General features: G+C 72.6%; 16 protein-coding genes. 10 read left to right on the plus strand and 6 right to left on the minus strand.

Annotation, left to right across the window (positions count from 1 at the left end):
- Positions 1 to 7: 7 nt before the first annotated feature.
- Positions 8 to 595, minus strand: a complete 588-nt coding sequence (locus ACZ5UI_RS22210) for a hypothetical protein (protein ID WP_464191141.1) — start codon at positions 593 to 595, stop codon at positions 8 to 10.
- A gap of 19 nt (positions 596 to 614) precedes the next feature.
- Here ACZ5UI_RS22210 and ACZ5UI_RS22215 point away from each other — a divergent pair, with 19 nt between their 5' ends.
- A complete protein-coding gene (locus ACZ5UI_RS22215) occupies positions 615 to 896 on the plus strand; it encodes a GYD domain-containing protein (RefSeq protein WP_464191143.1) in 282 nt (93 codons plus the stop codon).
- 9 nt (positions 897 to 905) lie between these two features.
- Here ACZ5UI_RS22215 and ACZ5UI_RS22220 read toward each other — a convergent pair whose 3' ends face one another.
- Positions 906 to 1,910 carry a HoxN/HupN/NixA family nickel/cobalt transporter gene (locus tag ACZ5UI_RS22220; RefSeq protein ID WP_464191145.1) on the minus strand — a complete coding sequence of 335 codons (1,005 nt, stop codon included), beginning with the start codon at positions 1,908 to 1,910 and terminating at the stop codon, positions 906 to 908.
- Positions 1,911 to 1,981: 71 nt separating this feature from the next.
- Between ACZ5UI_RS22220 and purD the strand changes: the two genes are divergently transcribed.
- Positions 1,982 to 3,208, plus strand: coding sequence for a phosphoribosylamine--glycine ligase (purD, locus tag ACZ5UI_RS22225; protein ID WP_464191147.1), 1,227 nt, complete (start codon positions 1,982 to 1,984; stop codon positions 3,206 to 3,208).
- An 8-nt stretch (positions 3,209 to 3,216) separates the two neighbouring features.
- Complete coding sequence (gene purE, locus ACZ5UI_RS22230) at positions 3,217 to 3,750, plus strand: 5-(carboxyamino)imidazole ribonucleotide mutase (protein WP_464191149.1); 534 nt, start codon at positions 3,217 to 3,219, stop codon at positions 3,748 to 3,750.
- Here purE and ACZ5UI_RS22235 read toward each other — a convergent pair.
- On the minus strand, positions 3,747 to 4,670 hold the full coding sequence (locus ACZ5UI_RS22235; RefSeq protein ID WP_464191151.1) for a TolB-like translocation protein: 924 nt from the start codon (positions 4,668 to 4,670) through the stop codon (positions 3,747 to 3,749). The two genes, purE and ACZ5UI_RS22235, sit on opposite strands and share 4 nt — an antisense overlap.
- Positions 4,671 to 4,742: 72 nt before the next feature.
- On the opposite strand from ACZ5UI_RS22235, the gene purB reads away from it, so the two are divergent.
- Positions 4,743 to 6,005, plus strand: a complete 1,263-nt coding sequence (gene purB / locus ACZ5UI_RS22240) for an adenylosuccinate lyase (RefSeq protein ID WP_464191153.1) — start codon at positions 4,743 to 4,745, stop codon at positions 6,003 to 6,005.
- Between the two features lie 9 nt (positions 6,006 to 6,014).
- Positions 6,015 to 6,833, plus strand: a complete 819-nt coding sequence (locus ACZ5UI_RS22245) for a bestrophin-like domain (RefSeq protein WP_464191155.1) — start codon at positions 6,015 to 6,017, stop codon at positions 6,831 to 6,833.
- 488 nt (positions 6,834 to 7,321) lie between these two features.
- Here ACZ5UI_RS22245 and ilvD read toward each other — a convergent pair whose 3' ends face one another.
- Positions 7,322 to 9,214, minus strand: coding sequence for a dihydroxy-acid dehydratase (gene ilvD, locus ACZ5UI_RS22250; protein WP_464191156.1), 1,893 nt, complete (start codon positions 9,212 to 9,214; stop codon positions 7,322 to 7,324).
- Between the two features lie 18 nt (positions 9,215 to 9,232).
- On the opposite strand from ilvD, the gene ACZ5UI_RS22255 reads away from it, so the two are divergent.
- Both ACZ5UI_RS22255 and ACZ5UI_RS22260 read left to right on the plus strand, forming a co-directional pair.
- Positions 9,233 to 9,787 carry a TetR/AcrR family transcriptional regulator gene (locus ACZ5UI_RS22255; protein ID WP_464191158.1) on the plus strand — a complete coding sequence of 185 codons (555 nt, stop codon included), beginning with the start codon at positions 9,233 to 9,235 and terminating at the stop codon, positions 9,785 to 9,787.
- Between the two features lie 26 nt (positions 9,788 to 9,813).
- On the plus strand, positions 9,814 to 10,692 hold the full coding sequence (locus ACZ5UI_RS22260; RefSeq protein ID WP_464191161.1) for a phosphoribosylaminoimidazolesuccinocarboxamide synthase: 879 nt from the start codon (positions 9,814 to 9,816) through the stop codon (positions 10,690 to 10,692).
- Here the strand turns inward: ACZ5UI_RS22260 and ACZ5UI_RS22265 are convergent.
- Positions 10,646 to 12,115 carry an amidase gene (locus tag ACZ5UI_RS22265; RefSeq protein ID WP_464191163.1) on the minus strand — a complete coding sequence of 490 codons (1,470 nt, stop codon included), beginning with the start codon at positions 12,113 to 12,115 and terminating at the stop codon, positions 10,646 to 10,648. The genes ACZ5UI_RS22260 and ACZ5UI_RS22265 overlap by 47 nt on opposite strands.
- A gap of 44 nt (positions 12,116 to 12,159) precedes the next feature.
- Between ACZ5UI_RS22265 and purS the strand changes: the two genes are divergently transcribed.
- Genes purS through purL form a run of 3 tightly spaced genes read left to right on the plus strand, consistent with a single transcriptional unit; the run spans position 12,160 to position 15,186 of the window.
- The gene (purS, locus tag ACZ5UI_RS22270) at positions 12,160 to 12,384 is read left to right on the plus strand and encodes a phosphoribosylformylglycinamidine synthase subunit PurS (RefSeq protein ID WP_464191165.1); all 225 of its coding nucleotides are present in this window, start codon (positions 12,160 to 12,162) and stop codon (positions 12,382 to 12,384) included.
- Positions 12,381 to 13,028: a phosphoribosylformylglycinamidine synthase subunit PurQ gene (purQ, locus tag ACZ5UI_RS22275; RefSeq protein WP_464191167.1), complete on the plus strand. Its 648-nt coding sequence runs from the start codon at positions 12,381 to 12,383 to the stop codon at positions 13,026 to 13,028. The genes purS and purQ overlap by 4 nt, the downstream gene beginning before the upstream one ends.
- Positions 13,015 to 15,186, plus strand: a complete 2,172-nt coding sequence (purL, locus tag ACZ5UI_RS22280; RefSeq protein ID WP_464191169.1) for a phosphoribosylformylglycinamidine synthase subunit PurL — start codon at positions 13,015 to 13,017, stop codon at positions 15,184 to 15,186. The genes purQ and purL overlap by 14 nt, the downstream gene beginning before the upstream one ends.
- Here the strand turns inward: purL and ACZ5UI_RS22285 are convergent.
- Positions 15,183 to 17,540 carry an ATP-binding cassette domain-containing protein gene (locus ACZ5UI_RS22285; protein ID WP_464191171.1) on the minus strand — a complete coding sequence of 786 codons (2,358 nt, stop codon included), beginning with the start codon at positions 17,538 to 17,540 and terminating at the stop codon, positions 15,183 to 15,185. The genes purL and ACZ5UI_RS22285 overlap by 4 nt on opposite strands.
- Positions 17,541 to 17,542: the final 2 nt, after the last annotated feature.

Here is a 17,542-nt window from a genome sequence, read left to right on the forward strand (position 1 = left end):
GCGGGCGTCAGCCCACGCGCACGGGCAGGACGATGCGCGGGGCCGCATCGGCATCCAGCCTGCGTGACGTGTCGAACTGCAGGCGCCACTGCCCCGTCTTCGGGGTGAAGCGGAACAGGCGCCGCGGCGTCGTGCGCTTGATCGTCCCGCACACGCCGCGCGTCGGGCCCAGGCGGACGGTGTCGGCCGCGCTGCCGTCGGGCCGCAGGTAGTGCACGTAGACGGCTCGGCCCGGCCCGAAGCCGAACGCGGAGAAGCGCACGAACGCGTCGGGCGACGCGGCCTTGGGCGTGTAGGAGGCGCTGAAGCTCGTCACCGACACGTGCTGCACCACGCTGGACTCGGCGTCGGAGACGGTCAGCTCGGTCTCCGTCTCGCCCACCCCGCCGGCGATCGGCCCGCTGTCCAGCGTGGCCGTGAAGGTGCCGTCGGCCAGCGTCGTCGCGGTGGCCACGACCACGCCCTCACGGGTGATCCGCAGCGGCGCATCGGGCTGGAAGCCGCCGCCGTGCAAGGCGATCGGCGCCTGCGCGACGTAACAGGGACGGTCGGCGGCGACCCATGGCGGCGGCGATTGGGGTAGAACGAGCGGCACCCGACACCGGAGGCTAGACGTGCCCACGTTCCTGATGCTGTCCACGCTCACGCCAGAAGGCGTGCAGACCGTGAAGAACAACCCACAGCGCATTCGCGAGGTCAACCACGAGGTGGAGCAGCTCGGCGCGACCGTCAAGGCGCAATGGGCGACCCTCGGACGCTTCGACTTCGTCAACATCGTCGAGGCGCCCGACGAGCAGACGATGGCGCGCGTCTCCCTCGAGCTCGGCTCGCGCGGAACCGTGCACTACGAGACGCTGACGGCGATCCCGATCGACGACTTCATCGCCGGCCTGTAGCGCCCGGCATCAGCCCGCTGGCCTGAGCCAGCGGGCGCCGAAGTACAGCGCGGCGAGCACCGCCACGACGACGTAGCCCACCGCGGCGGTGTCGACGTGGGCCAGCGGGCCGAGCGGGGAACGCAGCCGCTCGTGGGCCAGCTGGGCCAGCTGCAGCAGGCCGATCGTCGCGGCGATGGCCACGGAGAACCCGGTGATGGCCAGGTCGTAGCGGCGCCGCCGCCGGGCGTCCTGCGCGCTCCAGCCGTAGGCCGTGCCCATGAACGCCGCGTTCAGCGTGTCGAACAGGGTCATGCCCGCGGCGAACAGGAGCGGGAGGCTGATCAGCGCCCACACCGGCAGCTGCGCGACGACGCCGGTGCCCGCCAGGACGAGCAGGCCGATCTCCGTGGCGGTGTCGAAGCCCAGGCCGAACAGCAGCCCCAGCGGGAACATCTTCCACGGGCGGTCGACGAGCAGGGCCGGGCGGGCCAGGAGCCGGCCGAGCGGCCCGGCCGATGGGCGCGCCGCGCCGCCGTCGCGCGCGGTCCACAGGACCCGCACGTTGGCCACCGCGGCGGCCAGCAGGAAGACGCTGGACACCAGCGGGCCGATCGTCCCGGTCACCTCGTGCAGCGCCGACCCGTCGCTGCGCACCGCGCCGCTGAGCAGGCTGCCGCCGACGGCCAGGAGGAGCACGAGGACCAGGACGATCGTGCTGTGGCCCAGCGAGAAGGCGAAGCCGATCGTCGGCGTGCGGACCCCGTCGCGCCCCAGGCGACGGGTGACGTTGTCGATCGCCGCGATGTGGTCGACGTCGAAGGCGTGGCGCAGCCCGAGCGTGTAGGCCAGCAGGCCGGTGGCCAGGCTGAACGCCGACAGGCCGCGCGCCGGGCCGGCGACGGCCAGCGCCAGGAGCGCGAAGCCGACGAGGTGCAGCGCGCCGATCGCGGCCCAGACGGCGAGCGGCGGGCGGCGCCGTCCCTGCGCGGGAGCGGCGTGTGGCAGGTCTCGGGCGGGTCGTCGACGTTCCACGATGCCGGATCGGGAACCACGCTATCGGCGGCGCGCATGCGATCCGCGCGGCTTGCGTAGGCTGCGCGCCTGTGAAGATCCTCGTCGTCGGCTCGGGCGGCCGCGAGCACGCGCTCGTGCGCGCGCTGCACCGCTCGCCGCAGAATCCCGAGCTGCTGGCCACCCCCGGAAACGCCGGGATCGCCCGCGACGCGCGCGTGCTCGAGGGCGACCCGTTGGCGGTCGCGCGGGCCGAGCAGGTCGACCTCGTGGTGGTCGGGCCCGAGGTGCCGCTGGTCGACGGTCTGGTCGACCGGTTGGCCGACGCCGGGATCCTGGCCTTCGGGCCGAGCGCCGCGGCGGCGCGGCTGGAGGGCTCCAAGGCGTTCGCCAAGGAGGTCATGGAGGCCGCCGGGGTGCCGACCGCGGGCTGGAGCGAGCACACCGACGTCGCCTCGGCGATGGCCGCGATCACCAGCTACCCGGCGGTGCTGAAGGCCGACGGGCTGGCCGCCGGGAAGGGCGTGGTGATCGCCCAGGACGAGGCCGAGGCGCGGGCCGCGCTGGAGGACATGCTGGTCGGGCAGCGCTTCGGCGAGATGTCCGTGGTGATCGAGGAGCACCTGGTCGGCGACGAGCTGTCGCTGTTGGCGCTGTGCGACGGGGAGCGCGCGCTGGGGATGGCGCCCGCGCGCGACTTCAAGCGCATCGGCGAGGGCGACACCGGCCCCAACACCGGCGGCATGGGCTCGTTCTCGCCGGTCGCCGGGATCGACGTCGAGGCGATCGTGGCCGCCGTGCACCAGCCGGTGGTCGACGAGATGGCCCGCCGCGGAACGCCGTTTCGCGGCGTTCTGTACGCCGGGCTGATCCTGACCGCCGACGGGCCGAAGGTGATCGAGTTCAACGCCCGCTTCGGCGATCCGGAGACGCAGGCGCTGCTCCCGCGGCTGCGCTCGGATCTCGTCGCGCTGCTGCGCGCGGCGGCGGTGGGCGACCTGTCGGGCGCGACGATGGAGTGGGACGACGCGGTCGCGGTGACGGTCGTGCTGGCCTCCGCCGGCTACCCGCAGTCCTCGCACAGCGGCGACGTCATCCACGGGCTGGAGAAGGCGTCCGCGCTGCGGGCCGAGGTGACCCACGCGGGGACCGCGCTCGACGCCGCGGGCGCGTGCGTCACCGCGGGCGGGCGGGTCCTGAACGTGACCGCGCTGGGCGCCGACGTGCGGGCCGCGCGCGAAGCGGCCTATGCTGCCGCCGACGTAATCGACTTCGACGGCAAGCAGATGCGCCGCGACATCGCGGCCAAGGCGGTGTGACTCTCAACATGACTCCTCAACCACCACAGACCCGCGAGGGCGAGCTCGTCCGCGGCGAGACCGAGCTGGTCGCCCAGCAGGAGCTCGAGGCCGAGCAGGAAGCCGAGGCCGAGGCCGAGTTCGAGGACCTGGCCACGGACTCGCCGCTCGTCGGCATCGTGATGGGCTCCAAGTCCGACATGGAGGAGATGGAGAAGGCGGGCAAGGAGCTCGAGGCGCGCGGGATCATGCACGAGATCCGCGTCATGTCCGCCCACCGCGAGCCCGACACGGTGGCCGACTACGCCAAGAACGCGCACATGCGCGGGATCCGCGTGATCATCGCCGGCGCCGGCCTGTCGGCGGCGCTGCCGGGCGTCGTCGCCGCGCACACGGACCTGCCGGTGATCGGCGTGCCGCTGACCAGCCGCCTGTCGGCCATGGGCGGCCTGGACGCGTTGCTGTCGATCGCCCAGATGCCGCCCGGCGTGCCGGTCGCCTGCGTCGGCCTCAACAACGCCAAGAACGCCGCGGTCCTGGCCGCGCGCATCCTCAACGCCTAGCTCGCCGGCCCCCAATCCGGCTCGCTGCCGCCTGCGGCGACGAGCCGGATGTCGTCGCAGTCGTCCAGGTTGCGCTTGACCTGGATGCCGTCGACGTCGGCCATGGCCAGGCCCGTGCCGTCGGGTGACAGCGAGGGGTCCGCGGCCTGCGGATCGAGGTTCGTCTCGCACAGCTCGGTCGGCACGTTCCCGGCCGCGACCGGTCCGGTGATCCGGTGCCAGATGATGTGCCGGGTGTCGCCGTAGCCGCGCACCGCCGCGTAGTAGCGCCCGTCGCCCGAGACGGCCGGATCGGACAGGTCGGTCGACGTGAGCGGCTCGGTGTGGATGTCGTGGTCGTCGAACCAGTTCCATGACTCCGTCGCGCCCAGGTCGAACACCCGGTTCTGCGAGCCGTAGCCGCCGTTCCACAGCAGGCGGCTGCTGCTGATCCAGAACGGGTTGGTGCCGCCGAACTCGCCGGGCCGGGTGACGGTTCCCTTGCCGGTGGCGGCCACGATGCCGACCGCCGCGCGGACGCCGCAGTCGGTGGTCACGTCGCAGCCGACGCTGGTCACCGCGTAGGCGATGCGCTTCCCGTCGGGCGAGAACGCCAGCTCGGTCGGTTGCCCGATCGTCGACTGTCCGATCGTGTCCTTCAGCTTCTGGGGCACGAACCGCGCGATGCGCGAACCGGTTCGGCTCAGCACGACGATCGCGTACCCCTTGCCGGCGGCGATCCGCCCGCGGTCGTCCTGGGAGGGCGACATGTACGGCTCGCGCGCGGTGCCGTCCTTGGTCACCTGGCGCTGCTTGGAGCCGTCGGGCGCCATCAGCCACAGGTTGTGGCGCTTGACGTAGACGATCGAGTCGGCGCTGGCCGAGGTGGCGCCGGCGGCCAGGACGGTGGCCGCGAGGAGCGCGGTGGTGAGCAGTCGCATGGTCGCCACGCTGACCCGTCGATCACCACGGCGCATCAGGGGTCGCCCTCACGCCCGTGCGAGAATCGCCGGGTGATCGAGCGCTACACCCGCCCCGAGCTCGGGGCCATCTGGACGGACGCGGCGAAGATGGAGGCCTGGCGACGCGTCGAGGTCGCCGCCGCCGAGGAACTCGACGGGCCGACCGAGGAGGACCTGGTGGCGATCCGCGCCGCCACGTTCACCGTCGAGGCCGTCCAGGAGCGCGAGGTCATCACCGACCACGACGTCGCCGCCTTCGTCGACGTGCTGTCGGGCAGCGCCGGCCCCGCCGGGCGCTGGATCCACTTCGGCCTGACCTCGTCCGACGTGCTCGACACCGCCCTCGGCCTGCAGCTGCAGGCGGCCGGGGAGCGGCTCGTGGCCGGCGCCTGGACGTACTACCGCGCGCTGGCCGAGCAGGCGCGCACGCACGTCGACACGGTCTGCACCGGGCGCACGCACGGCGTGCACGCCGAGCCCACCACGTTCGGCATCAAGCTGGCCGGCTACGCGATGGAGGCCCACCGCAACGCGCTGCGCCTGGAAGCGGCGTTCGCCCAGGCCGCGGTCGGCGCGCTGTCGGGGGCGGTGGGCACCTACGCGTCGCTGGGGCCCGACTTCGAGGCGCGGGTGCTGGCCCGGGTCGGGCTGCGCGGCGAGGAGGTCTCCACGCAGGTGGTGCCGCGCGACCGCCACGCCGAGGTGCTGTCGGCCATCGCGCTGGCCGGTGCCGGCCTGGAGCGCTTCGCCACCGAGATCCGCCACCTGCAGCGCACCGAGGTGCGCGAGGTCGAGGAGCCGTTCCGCTCGGGCCAGCAGAAGGGCTCCAGCGCGATGCCGCACAAGCGCAACCCGATCACCACCGAGCGGATCACCGGCCTGTCGCGCGTGCTGCGCGGCTACGCCCAGGCGGGCCTGGAGAACGTGGCGCTGTGGCACGAGCGCGACATCTCGCACTCGGGCGCCGAGCGCGTGATCCTGCCCGACGCGACGATCCTGCTCGACTACATGCACGGCCTGGGCACCCGGATCGCCTCCGGCATGGTCGTCCACACCGACCGCATGCGCGCCAACCTCGACGCCACCCATGGCGCCCTGTTCTCGCAGCGGGTGCTGCTGGCGTTGGTCGAGTCGGGAATGGCCCGCGATGACGCCTACCGGATCGTCCAGGAGGACGCCCAGCGCGCCTGGGACACCGGCACGCCGCTGCGCGAGCTGATCGCCGCCCGCGACCTGGGCATCGACCTGGACGCGACGTTCGACCTGACGCGCTACACGCGCTTCGCCGAGGAGATCGTCGGGCGGCTGCCGTAGGTTCGCGGGGTGTCGCTGGCGCTGGTCCTTCTCATCGTCCTGGGCAGCGCGGCGGTCTCGATCGTTGCGCTGGTCGTCGTTCGGCGCTTGCGCCCCGAGGGTGTGTGGGCCGACCCGGGGCGGGCCGCCGGTGTGCTGGGCGCCGCGCGCAGCCCGTTCGGCGTCGTGCTGGCGCTCGTGGTGCTGGTCGCGCTGCAGGGCTACAACGCGGGGCGCGACGCGGCGCAGCACGAGGCCGGCGCCGTGCTCGCGCTGCACAAGACGGCTGAGTTCCTGCCCGCCGACCAGGGCACGGAGCTGGAGGGCGTCGTCACCTGTTACGCCCGCGCCGTGATCGCGCTGGACTGGCCCGCGATGGCCGACCAGCGCCAGTCGATCCGCGTGGACAACCTGCTCGGCCGCGCCGAGGACGCGATCGGCCCGTCCTCCCGGACGGCGGCCGACCTGTCGATCCACCAGGACCTGTTCGACGAGCTGCTGGAGGTCCAGCGCGCCCGCGACGATCGCCTGGCCGAGGCCAACGGGCGCGTGCCCTCGCCGGTGTGGATCGTGATCCTGCTCGGCGCCGGCGCGATCCTGCTCTACGTCGTGTTGTTCGCCGACCCGCGCGAGTCGCTGTTCGGCCAGGCGGTGATGGCGGGCACCGTGGCCATCGTGCTGGTCGGCGGCCTGATGCTCGTCGCCTTCCTGTCCAGACCGTACGCCGACGTCACCGGCTCGTTGCGCCCGACGGCGATGCAGCACACGCTCACGCTGCTGCAGTCCGATCCGGAGTACCGCACCGCCGGCGCCGTCCCGTGCGAGCCCAACGGCCAGCCGCTCGTCTGAGGCCACGGACGGCGAACGGCATCATCGAGGAGGACGGGCCGTCCGGCGACGCCAACGCGCGCGAGCCAAGCTTCCGCGGCGCCGCTCCCCGCCAGGCGGGATCGATTCGCGATTCGGTGGCGCTGAGCGCCACTGAGACGCGACTCGGCGGAGGTGGGGCGCGGGCGTCCCACCTCCCGTGGACGCCGGCGTCGCCGCCACCGCCCGTCCGTCTTCGTTGCCCGCCGCTGCGGCGGCCCGCGGCGAACGGCATCATCGAAGGAGGACGGGCCGTCCGGCGACGCCAACGCGCGTGAGCCAAGCTTCCGCGGCGCCGCTCCCCGCCAGGCGGGATCGATTCGCGATTCGGTGGCGCTGAGCGCCACTGAGACGCGACTCGGCGGAGGTGGGGCGCGGGCGTCCCAGCTTCTCGCGGACGTCGGCGTCGCCGCCACCGCCCGTCCGTCTTCGCTGCCCGTCGTTCGCCCGAGCCGCCGAGACGCGTCGCGCTAGCCGATCGGCTGCCGCGCCGCCTGCGCCGCCGCCGCCACCGCGCGCTCGACCGCGTTGACGTCGCGCACCGCGCCGGTGTCGGCCGAGGTGGCCATCGCGGCGTAGGCGCGCAGGGCGGGGGAGACGGGCCGATCGCGGGCGGCGGGGACGTAGCCGCCGTTGGCCTCCAGGTGCTCGCGCCGCTCGGCCAGCTCGTCCTCGGGCACCTCGAGCGTGATGCTGCGGTTGGGGATGTCGATGGCGATCGTGTCGCCGTTCTCGACGAGGGCGATCGTGCCGCCGGCGGCCGCCTCGGGGGAGACGTGGCCGATCGACAGGCCGGACGTGCCGCCGGAGAAGCGCCCGTCGGTGATCAGCGCGCAGGCCTTGCCCAGGCCGCGGCCCTTGAGGTAGGAGGTGGGATACAGCATCTCCTGCATGCCCGGTCCGCCGCGCGGGCCCTCGTAGCGGATGACCACCACGTCGCCCTCGTGGATCGCGCCGGTGAGGATCGCGTCGACCGCGGCCTCCTGGGACTCGACCACGACCGCCGGTCCGCTGAACACGAGGATCGACTCGTCGACCCCCGCGGTCTTCACCACGCAGCCGCGCGTGGCGATGTTGCCGTACAGGATGGCCAGGCCGCCGTCCTTGGAGTGCGCGTGCTCGATGTCGTGGATGCAGCCGTCGGCCGCGTCGGTGTCCAGCGTCTCCCAGCGCTCGGACTGGCTGAACGCGGTGGCCGAACGCTGGCAACCGGGTGCCGCGTGGAACATCTCCAGCGCGCGCTCGGACGGCCGCGCCCCGCGGATGTCCCACTCGCCCAGCCAGGCCTCGACGGACGGCGCGTGGACCGTGGCCACGTCCTCGTTGAGCAGCCCGCCCCGCCACAGCTCGCCCAGGATCGCCGGGATGCCGCCGGCCCGGTGGACGTCCTCCATCAGGTAGGTCCCGTTGGGGGCGACCTTCGTCAGGCAGGGCACGCGCCGGGAGATCGCGTCGATGTCCTGCATGGTGAAGTCGAGCTCAGCCTCCTGCGCGGCGGCCAGGACGTGCAGAACGGTGTTCGTGGACCCGCCCATGGCCACGTCGAGCGTGATCGCGTTCTCGAACGCCGCGCGGGTGGCGATGCTGCGGGGCAGCACGCTGTCGTCATCGTCGTCGTAGTGGCGCAGGGCGATCTCCACGACGTTGCGCCCGGCCGCCTCGTAGAGCTCCTTGCGCGCCGTGTGCGTGGCCAGGATCGAGCCGTTGCCCGGCAGCGCCAGGCCCAGCGCCTCGGTCAGGCAGTTCATCGAGTTGGCGGTGAACATGCCCGAGCACGAGCCGCACGTGGGGCAGGCGTTCTCCTCGATGATCGCGATGTCCTCGTCGGAGACCTCGTCGGCCACGGCGTCGGAGATCGCGCTGATCAGGTTGACGCGCGTGCGCACCGTCCCGTCGACCAGCACCGCGGTGCCGCCCTCCATCGGGCCGCCCGAGACGAACACCGTCGGGATGTTCAGGCGCAGCGCGGCGTTGAGCATCCCCGGCGTGATCTTGTCGCAGTTGGAGATGCAGATCAGCGCGTCGGCGCAGTGCGCGTTGACCATGTACTCGACGCTGTCGGCGATCAGGTCGCGCGAGGGCAGCGAGTAGAGCATCCCGCCGTGGCCCATGGCGATGCCGTCGTCGACGGCGATCGTGTTGAACTCGCGCGGGATCCCGCCGGCCGCCTGGACGGCCTCGGCCACGATCTCGCCCACCGGCTTGAGGTGGGTGTGGCCGGGGACGAACTGGGTGTAGGAGTTCGCCACCGCGACGATCGGCTTCCCGAAGTCCTCGCGGGCGACGCCGGCGGCGCGCAGCAGGGCGCGGGCGCCGGCCATGTTGCGGCCATGGGTGACCGTGCGTGACCGAAGCGGGGGCATAGGGGCTACGGTACCGGAATGGCCATTCCGCCGCCATGGGCCAAACTGACAACGGACGAAAAGCGGACGCGCGCGCTGGCGGTCGCCGATCGGCTGTTCGCCCGCGATGGCGTCGACGTGCCGATGCCGGCGCTGGCCCGTGAGCTGGGCGTCGGCGTGGGGAGCATCTACCGCCAGGTGGGCGCCAAGGACGAGATCGTCGCCGCGCTGGTCATCGCCCGGGCGGACCTGCTGCGCGACCGGTTCAGCGCGGCGCTCGAGGCCGACGATCCGTGGGACGGTCTCAGCCGCGCCACGTTCGTCACCGTCGACGACTGCGTGCAGGACGCGCTCACCCAGTCGGCCTGGGACGACGCCGCCCAGACCTCGGTCGGTGTGCGCGAGGCGCGCGAGGGCGCGACCGCCGCGCTGGCCGCCCTGGTCCAGCGCGCCCGCGACGCCGGGCTGCTGCACCCCGACGCCGGGCACGAGGACCTGCGCCTGCTGTTCTGCTCGCTGCGCGACCTGGGCGCGATCGGCCCCGACGCCGCCCACCGCCTGGCCGAACTGGTGCTGCGCGGGATCCGCGCCTGACCGGCCCGACGGGTAAGGTCGAACCCGTGACCACGCTCGCCGACCTGCCGCTCATCGCGTCGGGGAAGGTCCGTGAGATGTACGACCTGGGCGATCGCCTGCTCATGGTCGCTTCGGACCGGATCTCCACCTACGACGCCGTCCATCCCACGCCGATCCCCGACAAGGGCAAGGTCCTGACGGGCCTCTCCGCCTTCTGGTTCGCCAAGTCGGGCCACATCGTGGCCAACCACATGCTGTCGGCCACCGACGGCGTGCCCGACGAGGCCCGCGGCCGCGCGCTCGTCGTGCGCAAGCTGAAGATGCTGCCCGTCGAGTGCATCGTGCGCGGCTACATCACCGGCTCGGGCTGGAAGGACTACCAGGCCACCGGGTCGGTCTCGGGCATCGAGCTGCCGCCCGGCCTGCAGGAGTCCGAGCAGCTGCCGGCCCCGATCTTCACCCCGTCGACGAAGGCCGAAGAGGGCCACGACGAGACGATCGACTTCGACCGGGCGGCCGAGCTGGTCGGCGACCGCGACCTGATGGACCAGGTCCGCTCCGCGTCCATCGAGCTGTACCAGTTCGCCGCCGAGCACGCCCGCAGCCGCGGCGTGATCCTGGCCGACACGAAGTTCGAGTTCGGCCTGGACGACGACGGCATCCTGACCGTCGGCGACGAGGTCCTCACGCCCGACAGCTCGCGCTTCTGGCCCGCCGACGGCTACCAGGTCGGCCAGGGTCAGCCCAGCTTCGACAAGCAGTACGTGCGCGACTGGGCCACCGCGTCGGGCTGGGACAAGCTCCCGCCCGCGCCCGAGATCCCCGCCGACGTCGTCGCGGGAACCCGGGAGCGCTACGTCGAGGCCTACGAGAAGATCACCGGCGAGCCGTTCCAGAGCTGGCTGGATCGAACCGCGCCGTAACGCTCCCCAGCACGTTCTCGAGCTCCAGGGCGACCGCCACGGCGGTCGCCTCGCCGTTGCGGGGCGTGACGATCGACAGCCCGACCGGCAGGCCGGTGCGGGCACCCAGCCCCGACGGGAACGCCACGACCGGGAAGCCGGTCGCGTCCCAGGTCGAGCTGAGCACGATCCACGGGTCGCCGTCGCCGCCCAGATGGCCCGGGTCGTAGCCGTCGCCGCGCGGCTGGGCGGTCATCGGGACGCTCGGCTCCAGCAGCGCGTCGACGCGGTGCTCGGCGAACCACGCCTCCCAGGCCGCGGTCAGCTCGGAGCGGCGCATCTGCGCGCCCACGTAGGCCGCGATCGGCACGCCGCCGTTGTCGCCGAGCTCGAGCAGCTCGCGGATCGAGGCGCGGTAGCGGTCGCGGGCCGCCGCGTAGGGGACGTGGTGGGCGACCATGTCGCCGAGCAGGATCGTGTTGAGGTCCTCGCCGGTCTGCCAGCCCGCGTTGGGGAGCTCGACGATCTCCGCGCCCAGCGCCTCGGCCGCGGCGCGTGCGGCGTCCAGGCTGCCGAGGACGTCGTCCTCGACGTCCAGCGAGGTGACCCGGTCGGTCAACGCGATCCGCCGGCCGGCCAGCGGACGCTCGCCGCCGCGGGCCGCGGTCGGGACGTCGTCGATCGGCGCCGGTGGCGGTGACAGCGGGATCGTGTCCGGGGCGCCCGCGGCCATCGCGTTGAACAGCACCGCGCAGTCGGCCACGCTGCGGGCCATCGGGCCGGGGTGGTCCAGCGACCAGGCCAGCGGCAGCACGCCGGTCAGCGGCAGGCGCCCGTGCGTGGGCTTGATCGACGCCACCCCGCAGACCGCGACGGGGATCCGCAGCGAGCCGCAGGTGTCCGAGCCCAGCGCGGCCGGCACCATGCCCGCGGCCAGCGCCGCGCCCGAGCCGCCGGAGGACCCGCCGGCGCTGCGGCTGACGTCCCACGGGTTGCCGACCTGGTCGGTGGTGCCGCCCGCCGCCCACTCGTGCGTGTGCGTGTGGCCGATCAACACCATGCCCGCGGCCCGCAGCCGGGCCCACATCTCGCTGTCGCGCGCGGCCGGCGCGACACCGTCCAGCACCCGGCTGGACGCGGTCGTCGGGTGGCCCTCGGCGTCGTAGAGGTCCTTCAAGCCGATCGGCACGCCGCACAGCGGCGGCGCGTCGCCGCGGGCCAGCTGCGCGTCGGCCGCGGCCGCCGCCTCGCGCGCGGCGTCCGCGTACACGCGCACCCACGCGTTGATCGCGTCGGGCGCGCCCTCGAAGGTCGGCGCGCCGCCGTTGCGCTCCTCGATGCGGGCCAGGCAGGCCTCGGTCAGCTCCACCGCGGACAGCTCGCGGGCCTGAAGCGCCGCCGCCGCCTCGATGACCCCGAGGTCAGCCGGATCTCCCTCTCTCATGTTCGGCATCCTGACACTGCCGAGGCGTGAAGTACATTGACCGCGTGCCCCGCGTTCGCGTCCTCATCCGCCCCAAGGAGGGGATCCTCGACCCACAGGGCAAGGCGGTCGAGCGTGCCCTTCCCGCCCTCGGCTTCGCCGACGTGCACAACGTCCACGTCGGCCGTCTCGTCGAGCTCGACGTCGACGACGTCTCCGAGGTCGAGGCGATGTGCGAGCGGCTGCTGGCCAACACGCTGATCGAGGACTTCGAAGTCCAGCCCCTGTGAAGTTCGGCGTCCTCCAGTTCCCCGGCACGTGTGACGACCGCGACGCGCTGCAGGCCTGCCTGCGGGTCGGCGACGCGGAGCTGCTGTGGCACCAGGACCGCGACCTGCGCGGCGCCGACGCGATCGTCGTGCCCGGCGGCTTCTCCTACGGCGACTACCTGCGCGCCGGCGCCATCGCCCGCTTCTCGCCGGTGATGGAGTCGGTCATCGCCTTCGCCGACGATGGCGGCCTGGTGCTGGGCATCTGCAACGGCTTCCAGGTGCTGTGCGAGGCGGGCCTGCTGCCCGGCGCGCTGCTGACCAACACCGAGCGGCGCTTCACCTGCCGCCAGGTCAACCTCGAGGTCGTCGACGCCGAGACCGCGTTCACGAACCTGTGCGCGCCCGACGACGTCCTGTCGATCCCGGCCAAGCACCAGACCGGCCGCTTCTACGCCCCCGATCTGGATCCCAAGCAGGTCGTGCTGCGCTACGCCAGCGACCACAACTTCAACGGCTCCCAGGACGACATCGCCGGCGTGCGCAACGCGGCCGGCAACGTGTTCGGTCTGATGCCGCACCCCGAGCACGCGGTCGATCCCCTCACGGGCTCGGTCGACGGCCTGCGCATCTTCGAATCGATGGCCCACGTTGTCGCTGTCTGAGGCCGTCGCGCTCGGCCTGACCGAGCCCGAGTACGCCGACATCGTGCAGCGCATCGGGCGCGAGCCCAACGAGGTCGAGCTGGCCATGTTCTCGCTCATGTGGAGCGAGCACTGCGCCTACAAGCACTCCAAGAAGCTGCTGCGCACGCTGCCCGTCGAGGGGCCCAAGCTCGTGCTCGGTCCCGGGGAGAACGCGGGCGCCGTGGACATCGGCGACGGCTGGGCGATCGCCTTCAAGGTCGAGTCCCACAACCACCCGTCGGCCGTCGAGCCGTTCCAGGGCGCGGCCACCGGCGTCGGCGGCATCATGCGCGACGTGTTCGCGATCGGCGCACGGCCGATCGCCGTCCTGGACTCGCTGCGCTTCGGCGAGCCCACCTCGGCCCGCTCGCGCTACCTGCTCGAGCACGCCGTGCGCGGGATCGGCCACTACGGCAACTCGATCGGCGTGGCCAACGTCGGCGGCGAGGTCTACTTCGAGGCGCCCTACGAGCAGAACTGCCTGGTCAACGCGATGTGCGTCGGCCTGGTGCGCCGCGACGACCTGATCAAGTCGGCCGCCGCGGGCGTGGGCAACAAGCTCGTCCTGTTCGGCGCGTCGACCGGTCGCGACGGCATCGGCGGCGCGTCCGTGCTGGCCAGCGCCGAGCTGGGCGACGCGGACGCCGACAAGCGCCCGACCGTGCAGATCGGCGATCCCTTCGAGGAGAAGAAGCTGCTCGAGTGCTCGCTGGAGCTGCTCGACCGTGGCCTGCTCGTCGCGCTGCAGGACCTGGGCGCGGCCGGCCTGACCTCGGCCTCCAGCGAGATGGCCTCCAAGGGCGAGGTCGGCGTCGAGATCGACGTGCGCAAGGTGCCGCTGCGCGAGGCCGACATGGAGCCCTTCGAGATCATGGTCTCCGAGTCGCAGGAGCGCATGCTCTGCGTCTGCGTCCCGGAGAACGTCGACGCGGTGCTGGAGATCTGCGCGCGCTGGGAGGTCGGCGGCACGGTGATCGGCGAGGTCATCGAACCGCGTGAGATGCACATCCTCGACCGCGGCGAGCTGGTCGGCGTGGTGCCCGTCGAGCCGCTGGTCGACGACTGCCCGCTCTACGACCTTGAGCCCGCCGCGCCGAGCGCGCCGATCTACGCCGCGCCCGAGGGCACGCTGGCCGCCGGCACGGGCGTGCGCGACACCGTGCTGGCGCTGCTGCGCGCGCCGAACATCGCCTCGCGCAAGCCGCTGTTCGAGCAGTACGACTGCCTGGTCGGCTCGCGCACCGTGCGCCGTCCCGAGCAGGCCGACGCCGCCGTGCTGGCCATGCCCAACGGCGGCGCGATCGCCATCTCGATCGACGGCAACGGCCGCCGCGTCGCCGCGGATCCCTACCGGGGCGCGGTCGAGGCCGTGCTCGAGTGCGCGTCCAACCTGGCCTGCGCCGGGGCGCTCCCGCTCGGGCTGACCAACTGCCTGAACTTCGGCAACCCCGAGAAGCCGCACATCGCCTGGCAGCTGACCGAGGCCGTGCGCGGGATGGCCGACGCCTGCCGCGCGCTCGACGTGCCGGTGGTCGGCGGCAACGTCTCGCTGTACAACGAGGGCGGCGGAGGCCCGATCTACCCGACGCCCGTGGTGGGCATGGTCGGCGAGCTGCCCGATCCCCTGCACGCGGGCCGCTCGGGATTCGCGCTGCCCGGCGACGAGATCGCGGTCGTCGGCACGTTCACGCCGTCGCTGGCCGCCTCCGAGCTGGCCAAGCTGCGCGGCGAGCCGCTCCCGGACGCGCTGGGCGAGATCGACATCGCAGCGGTGGCACAGACGCAGGCGGCGATCCGCGACGCGGTGCGCCGCGGGCGCCTGTCCAGCGTGCACGACATCGCCGAGGGCGGGCTGCTCATCGCGGTCGCCGAGGCCGCGCTGGCCGGCGGCCTGGGCGCCTCGCTGGACCTGACCAAAGCCGACGAGACCGAGCTGTTCGGCGAGGCGGTCGGCGGCTTCCTGGTCTCCGGACCGACCGAGGCGCTGGTCGACCTGACCAACCTGACCACGGTCAGCATCATCGGCGAGGTCTCCGAGACCGCGATCGAGATCGACCTGCCCGGCGGCGAGCGCGTCGAGCTGCTGCTCGACGAGCTGCGCAACGCCCACGCCGCGCTCGCGGCCCTCTTCGACTAGCGCACGTAGGCCGCGAGGTGCTCGCCCGTGAGGGTCGAGCCGTCGGCGACCAGATCGGCGGGCGTGCCCTCGAAGACGATCTGGCCGCCGTCGTGGCCGGCGCCGGGACCGAGGTCGATGATCCAGTCGGCGTGGGCCATCACCGCCTGGTGGTGCTCGATGATGATCACCGACTTGCCGGCGTCGACCAGCCGGTCGAGCAGGCCCAGCAGCTGCTGCACGTCGGCCAGGTGCAGGCCGGTCGTCGGCTCGTCCAGGACGTAGACCCCGCCGCTCTCGGCCATGTGCGTGGCCAGCTTCAACCGCTGGCGCTCGCCGCCCGACAGCGTGGGCAGCGGCTGGCCGATGCGCAGGTAGCCGAGCCCGACGTCGCCGAGGCGCTCGAGGATCTTGTGCGCGGCCGGCGTCTTGGCCTCGCCGTCGGCGAAGAAGGCCGTCGCCTCGGCCACCGACATGCCCAGCACATCGCTGATGTCCTGGCCGCCCAGCTGGTACTCGAGCACGGCCGCCTGGTAGCGCTTGCCCTCGCACTCCTCGCACATGCTGGCCACGCTGGCCATCACGCCGAGGTCGGTGTAGATCACGCCCGCGCCGTTGCAGGTCGGGCAGGCGCCCTCCGAGTTGGCGCTGAACAGCGCCGGCTTGACGCCGTTGGCCTTGGCGAACGCCTTGCGGATCGGCTCCAGCAGGCCGGTGTAGGTCGCCGGGTTGCTGCGGCGGGAGCCCTTGATCGCGGTCTGGTCGACGGTCACCACGCCGTCGCGGTCGGCCACCGAGCCGCGGATCAGCGAGCTCTTGCCCGAGCCGGCCACGCCGGTGAGCACGACGAGCACGCCCAGCGGGATGTCGACGTCGACGTCGCGCAGGTTGTTCGTCGACGCGCCGCGCACCTGCAGCGCCTGCGTCGACGTGCGCACGGACGTCTTCAGCGTCGCGCGGTCGTCGAGGTGGCGACCGGTCAGCGTGTCGCTGGAGCGCAGGCCCTCGACCGTGCCCTCGAAGACGATCTCGCCGCCCTCGGTGCCCGCCCGCGGCCCGAGGTCCACGACGTGATCGCCGATGGCGATCGTCTCGGGCTTGTGCTCGACCACCAGCACCGTGTTGCCCTTGTCGCGCAGGCGCAGCAGCAGGTCGTTCATGCGCTCGATGTCGTGCGGGTGCAGCCCGATCGTCGGCTCGTCGAAGACGTAGGTCACGTCGGTCAGCGACGACCCGAGGTGGCGGATCATCTTCGTGCGCTGCGCCTCGCCGCCTGACAGCGTGCCCGACGAGCGGTCCAGCGAGAGGTAGCCCAGCCCGATCTCCACGAACGACTGCAGCGTCTGGCGCAGCGTCTCCAACAGCGGGGCGACCGACGGCTCGTCGAGGCCCTCGACCCAGCCGACCAGATCCCGGATCTCCATCGCGCAGGCCTCGGCGATGTTGAGGCCCGCGATCTTCGAGGCGCGCGCGCCCTCGGCCAGCCGGGTGCCGTCGCACTCCGGGCAGGTGGTGAAGGTGATCGCGCGCTCGACGAACGCGCGGATGTGCGGCTGCAGCGCGTCGACGTCCTTGGACAGGTACGACTTCTGGATCTGCGGGATCAGCCCGGCGTAGGTCAGGTTGATGCCCTCGACCTTGATCTTCGTCGGCTCCCGGTAGAGCAGGTCGTGCAGCTCGTTCTTGTTGAACTTCCGGATGGGCTTGTCGGGATCGAAGTAGCCGCAGCCGCGGAAGATGCGCCCGTACCAGCCGTCCATGCTGTAGCCGGGGATCGTCAGCGCGCCCTCGTTGAGCGACTTGCTGTCGTCGTAGAGCGCGGTCAGGTCGAAGTCGGTGACCGCGCCGCGGCCCTCGCAGCGCGGGCACATGCCGCCCGTGCGGCTGAACGTCGCCTTCTCGGTCCGCGTCTTGCCGCCGCGCTCCACGGTGATGCCGCCGCTGCCGTGCACCGACGGGACGTTGAACGCGTACGCGCTGGGCGAGCCGATGTGCGGATCGCCCAGGCGGCTGAACAGGATGCGCAGCAGCGCGTTGGCGTCGGTCGCCGTGCCGACCGTCGAGCGGCTGTCGCCGCCCATCCGCTCCTGGTCGACGATGATCGCCGTGGTCAGCCCCTCCAGGACGTCGACGTCGGGCCGGGCCATCGTGGGCATGAAGCCCTGCACGAACGTGCTGTAGGTCTCGTTGATCATCCGCTGCGACTCGGCGGCGATCGTCCCGAAGACCAGCGAGCTCTTGCCCGAACCCGACACGCCGGTGAACACCGTCAGCCGGCGCTTGGGCAGCTCGACGCTGACGTCCTTGAGGTTGTTGACCCGCGCGCCGTGCACGCGGATCAGGTCGTGCCGATCGGCGGCGTGCGGGTCGGCCATGC

It is taken from the genome of Conexibacter sp. JCM 18997 (assembly GCF_055391915.1).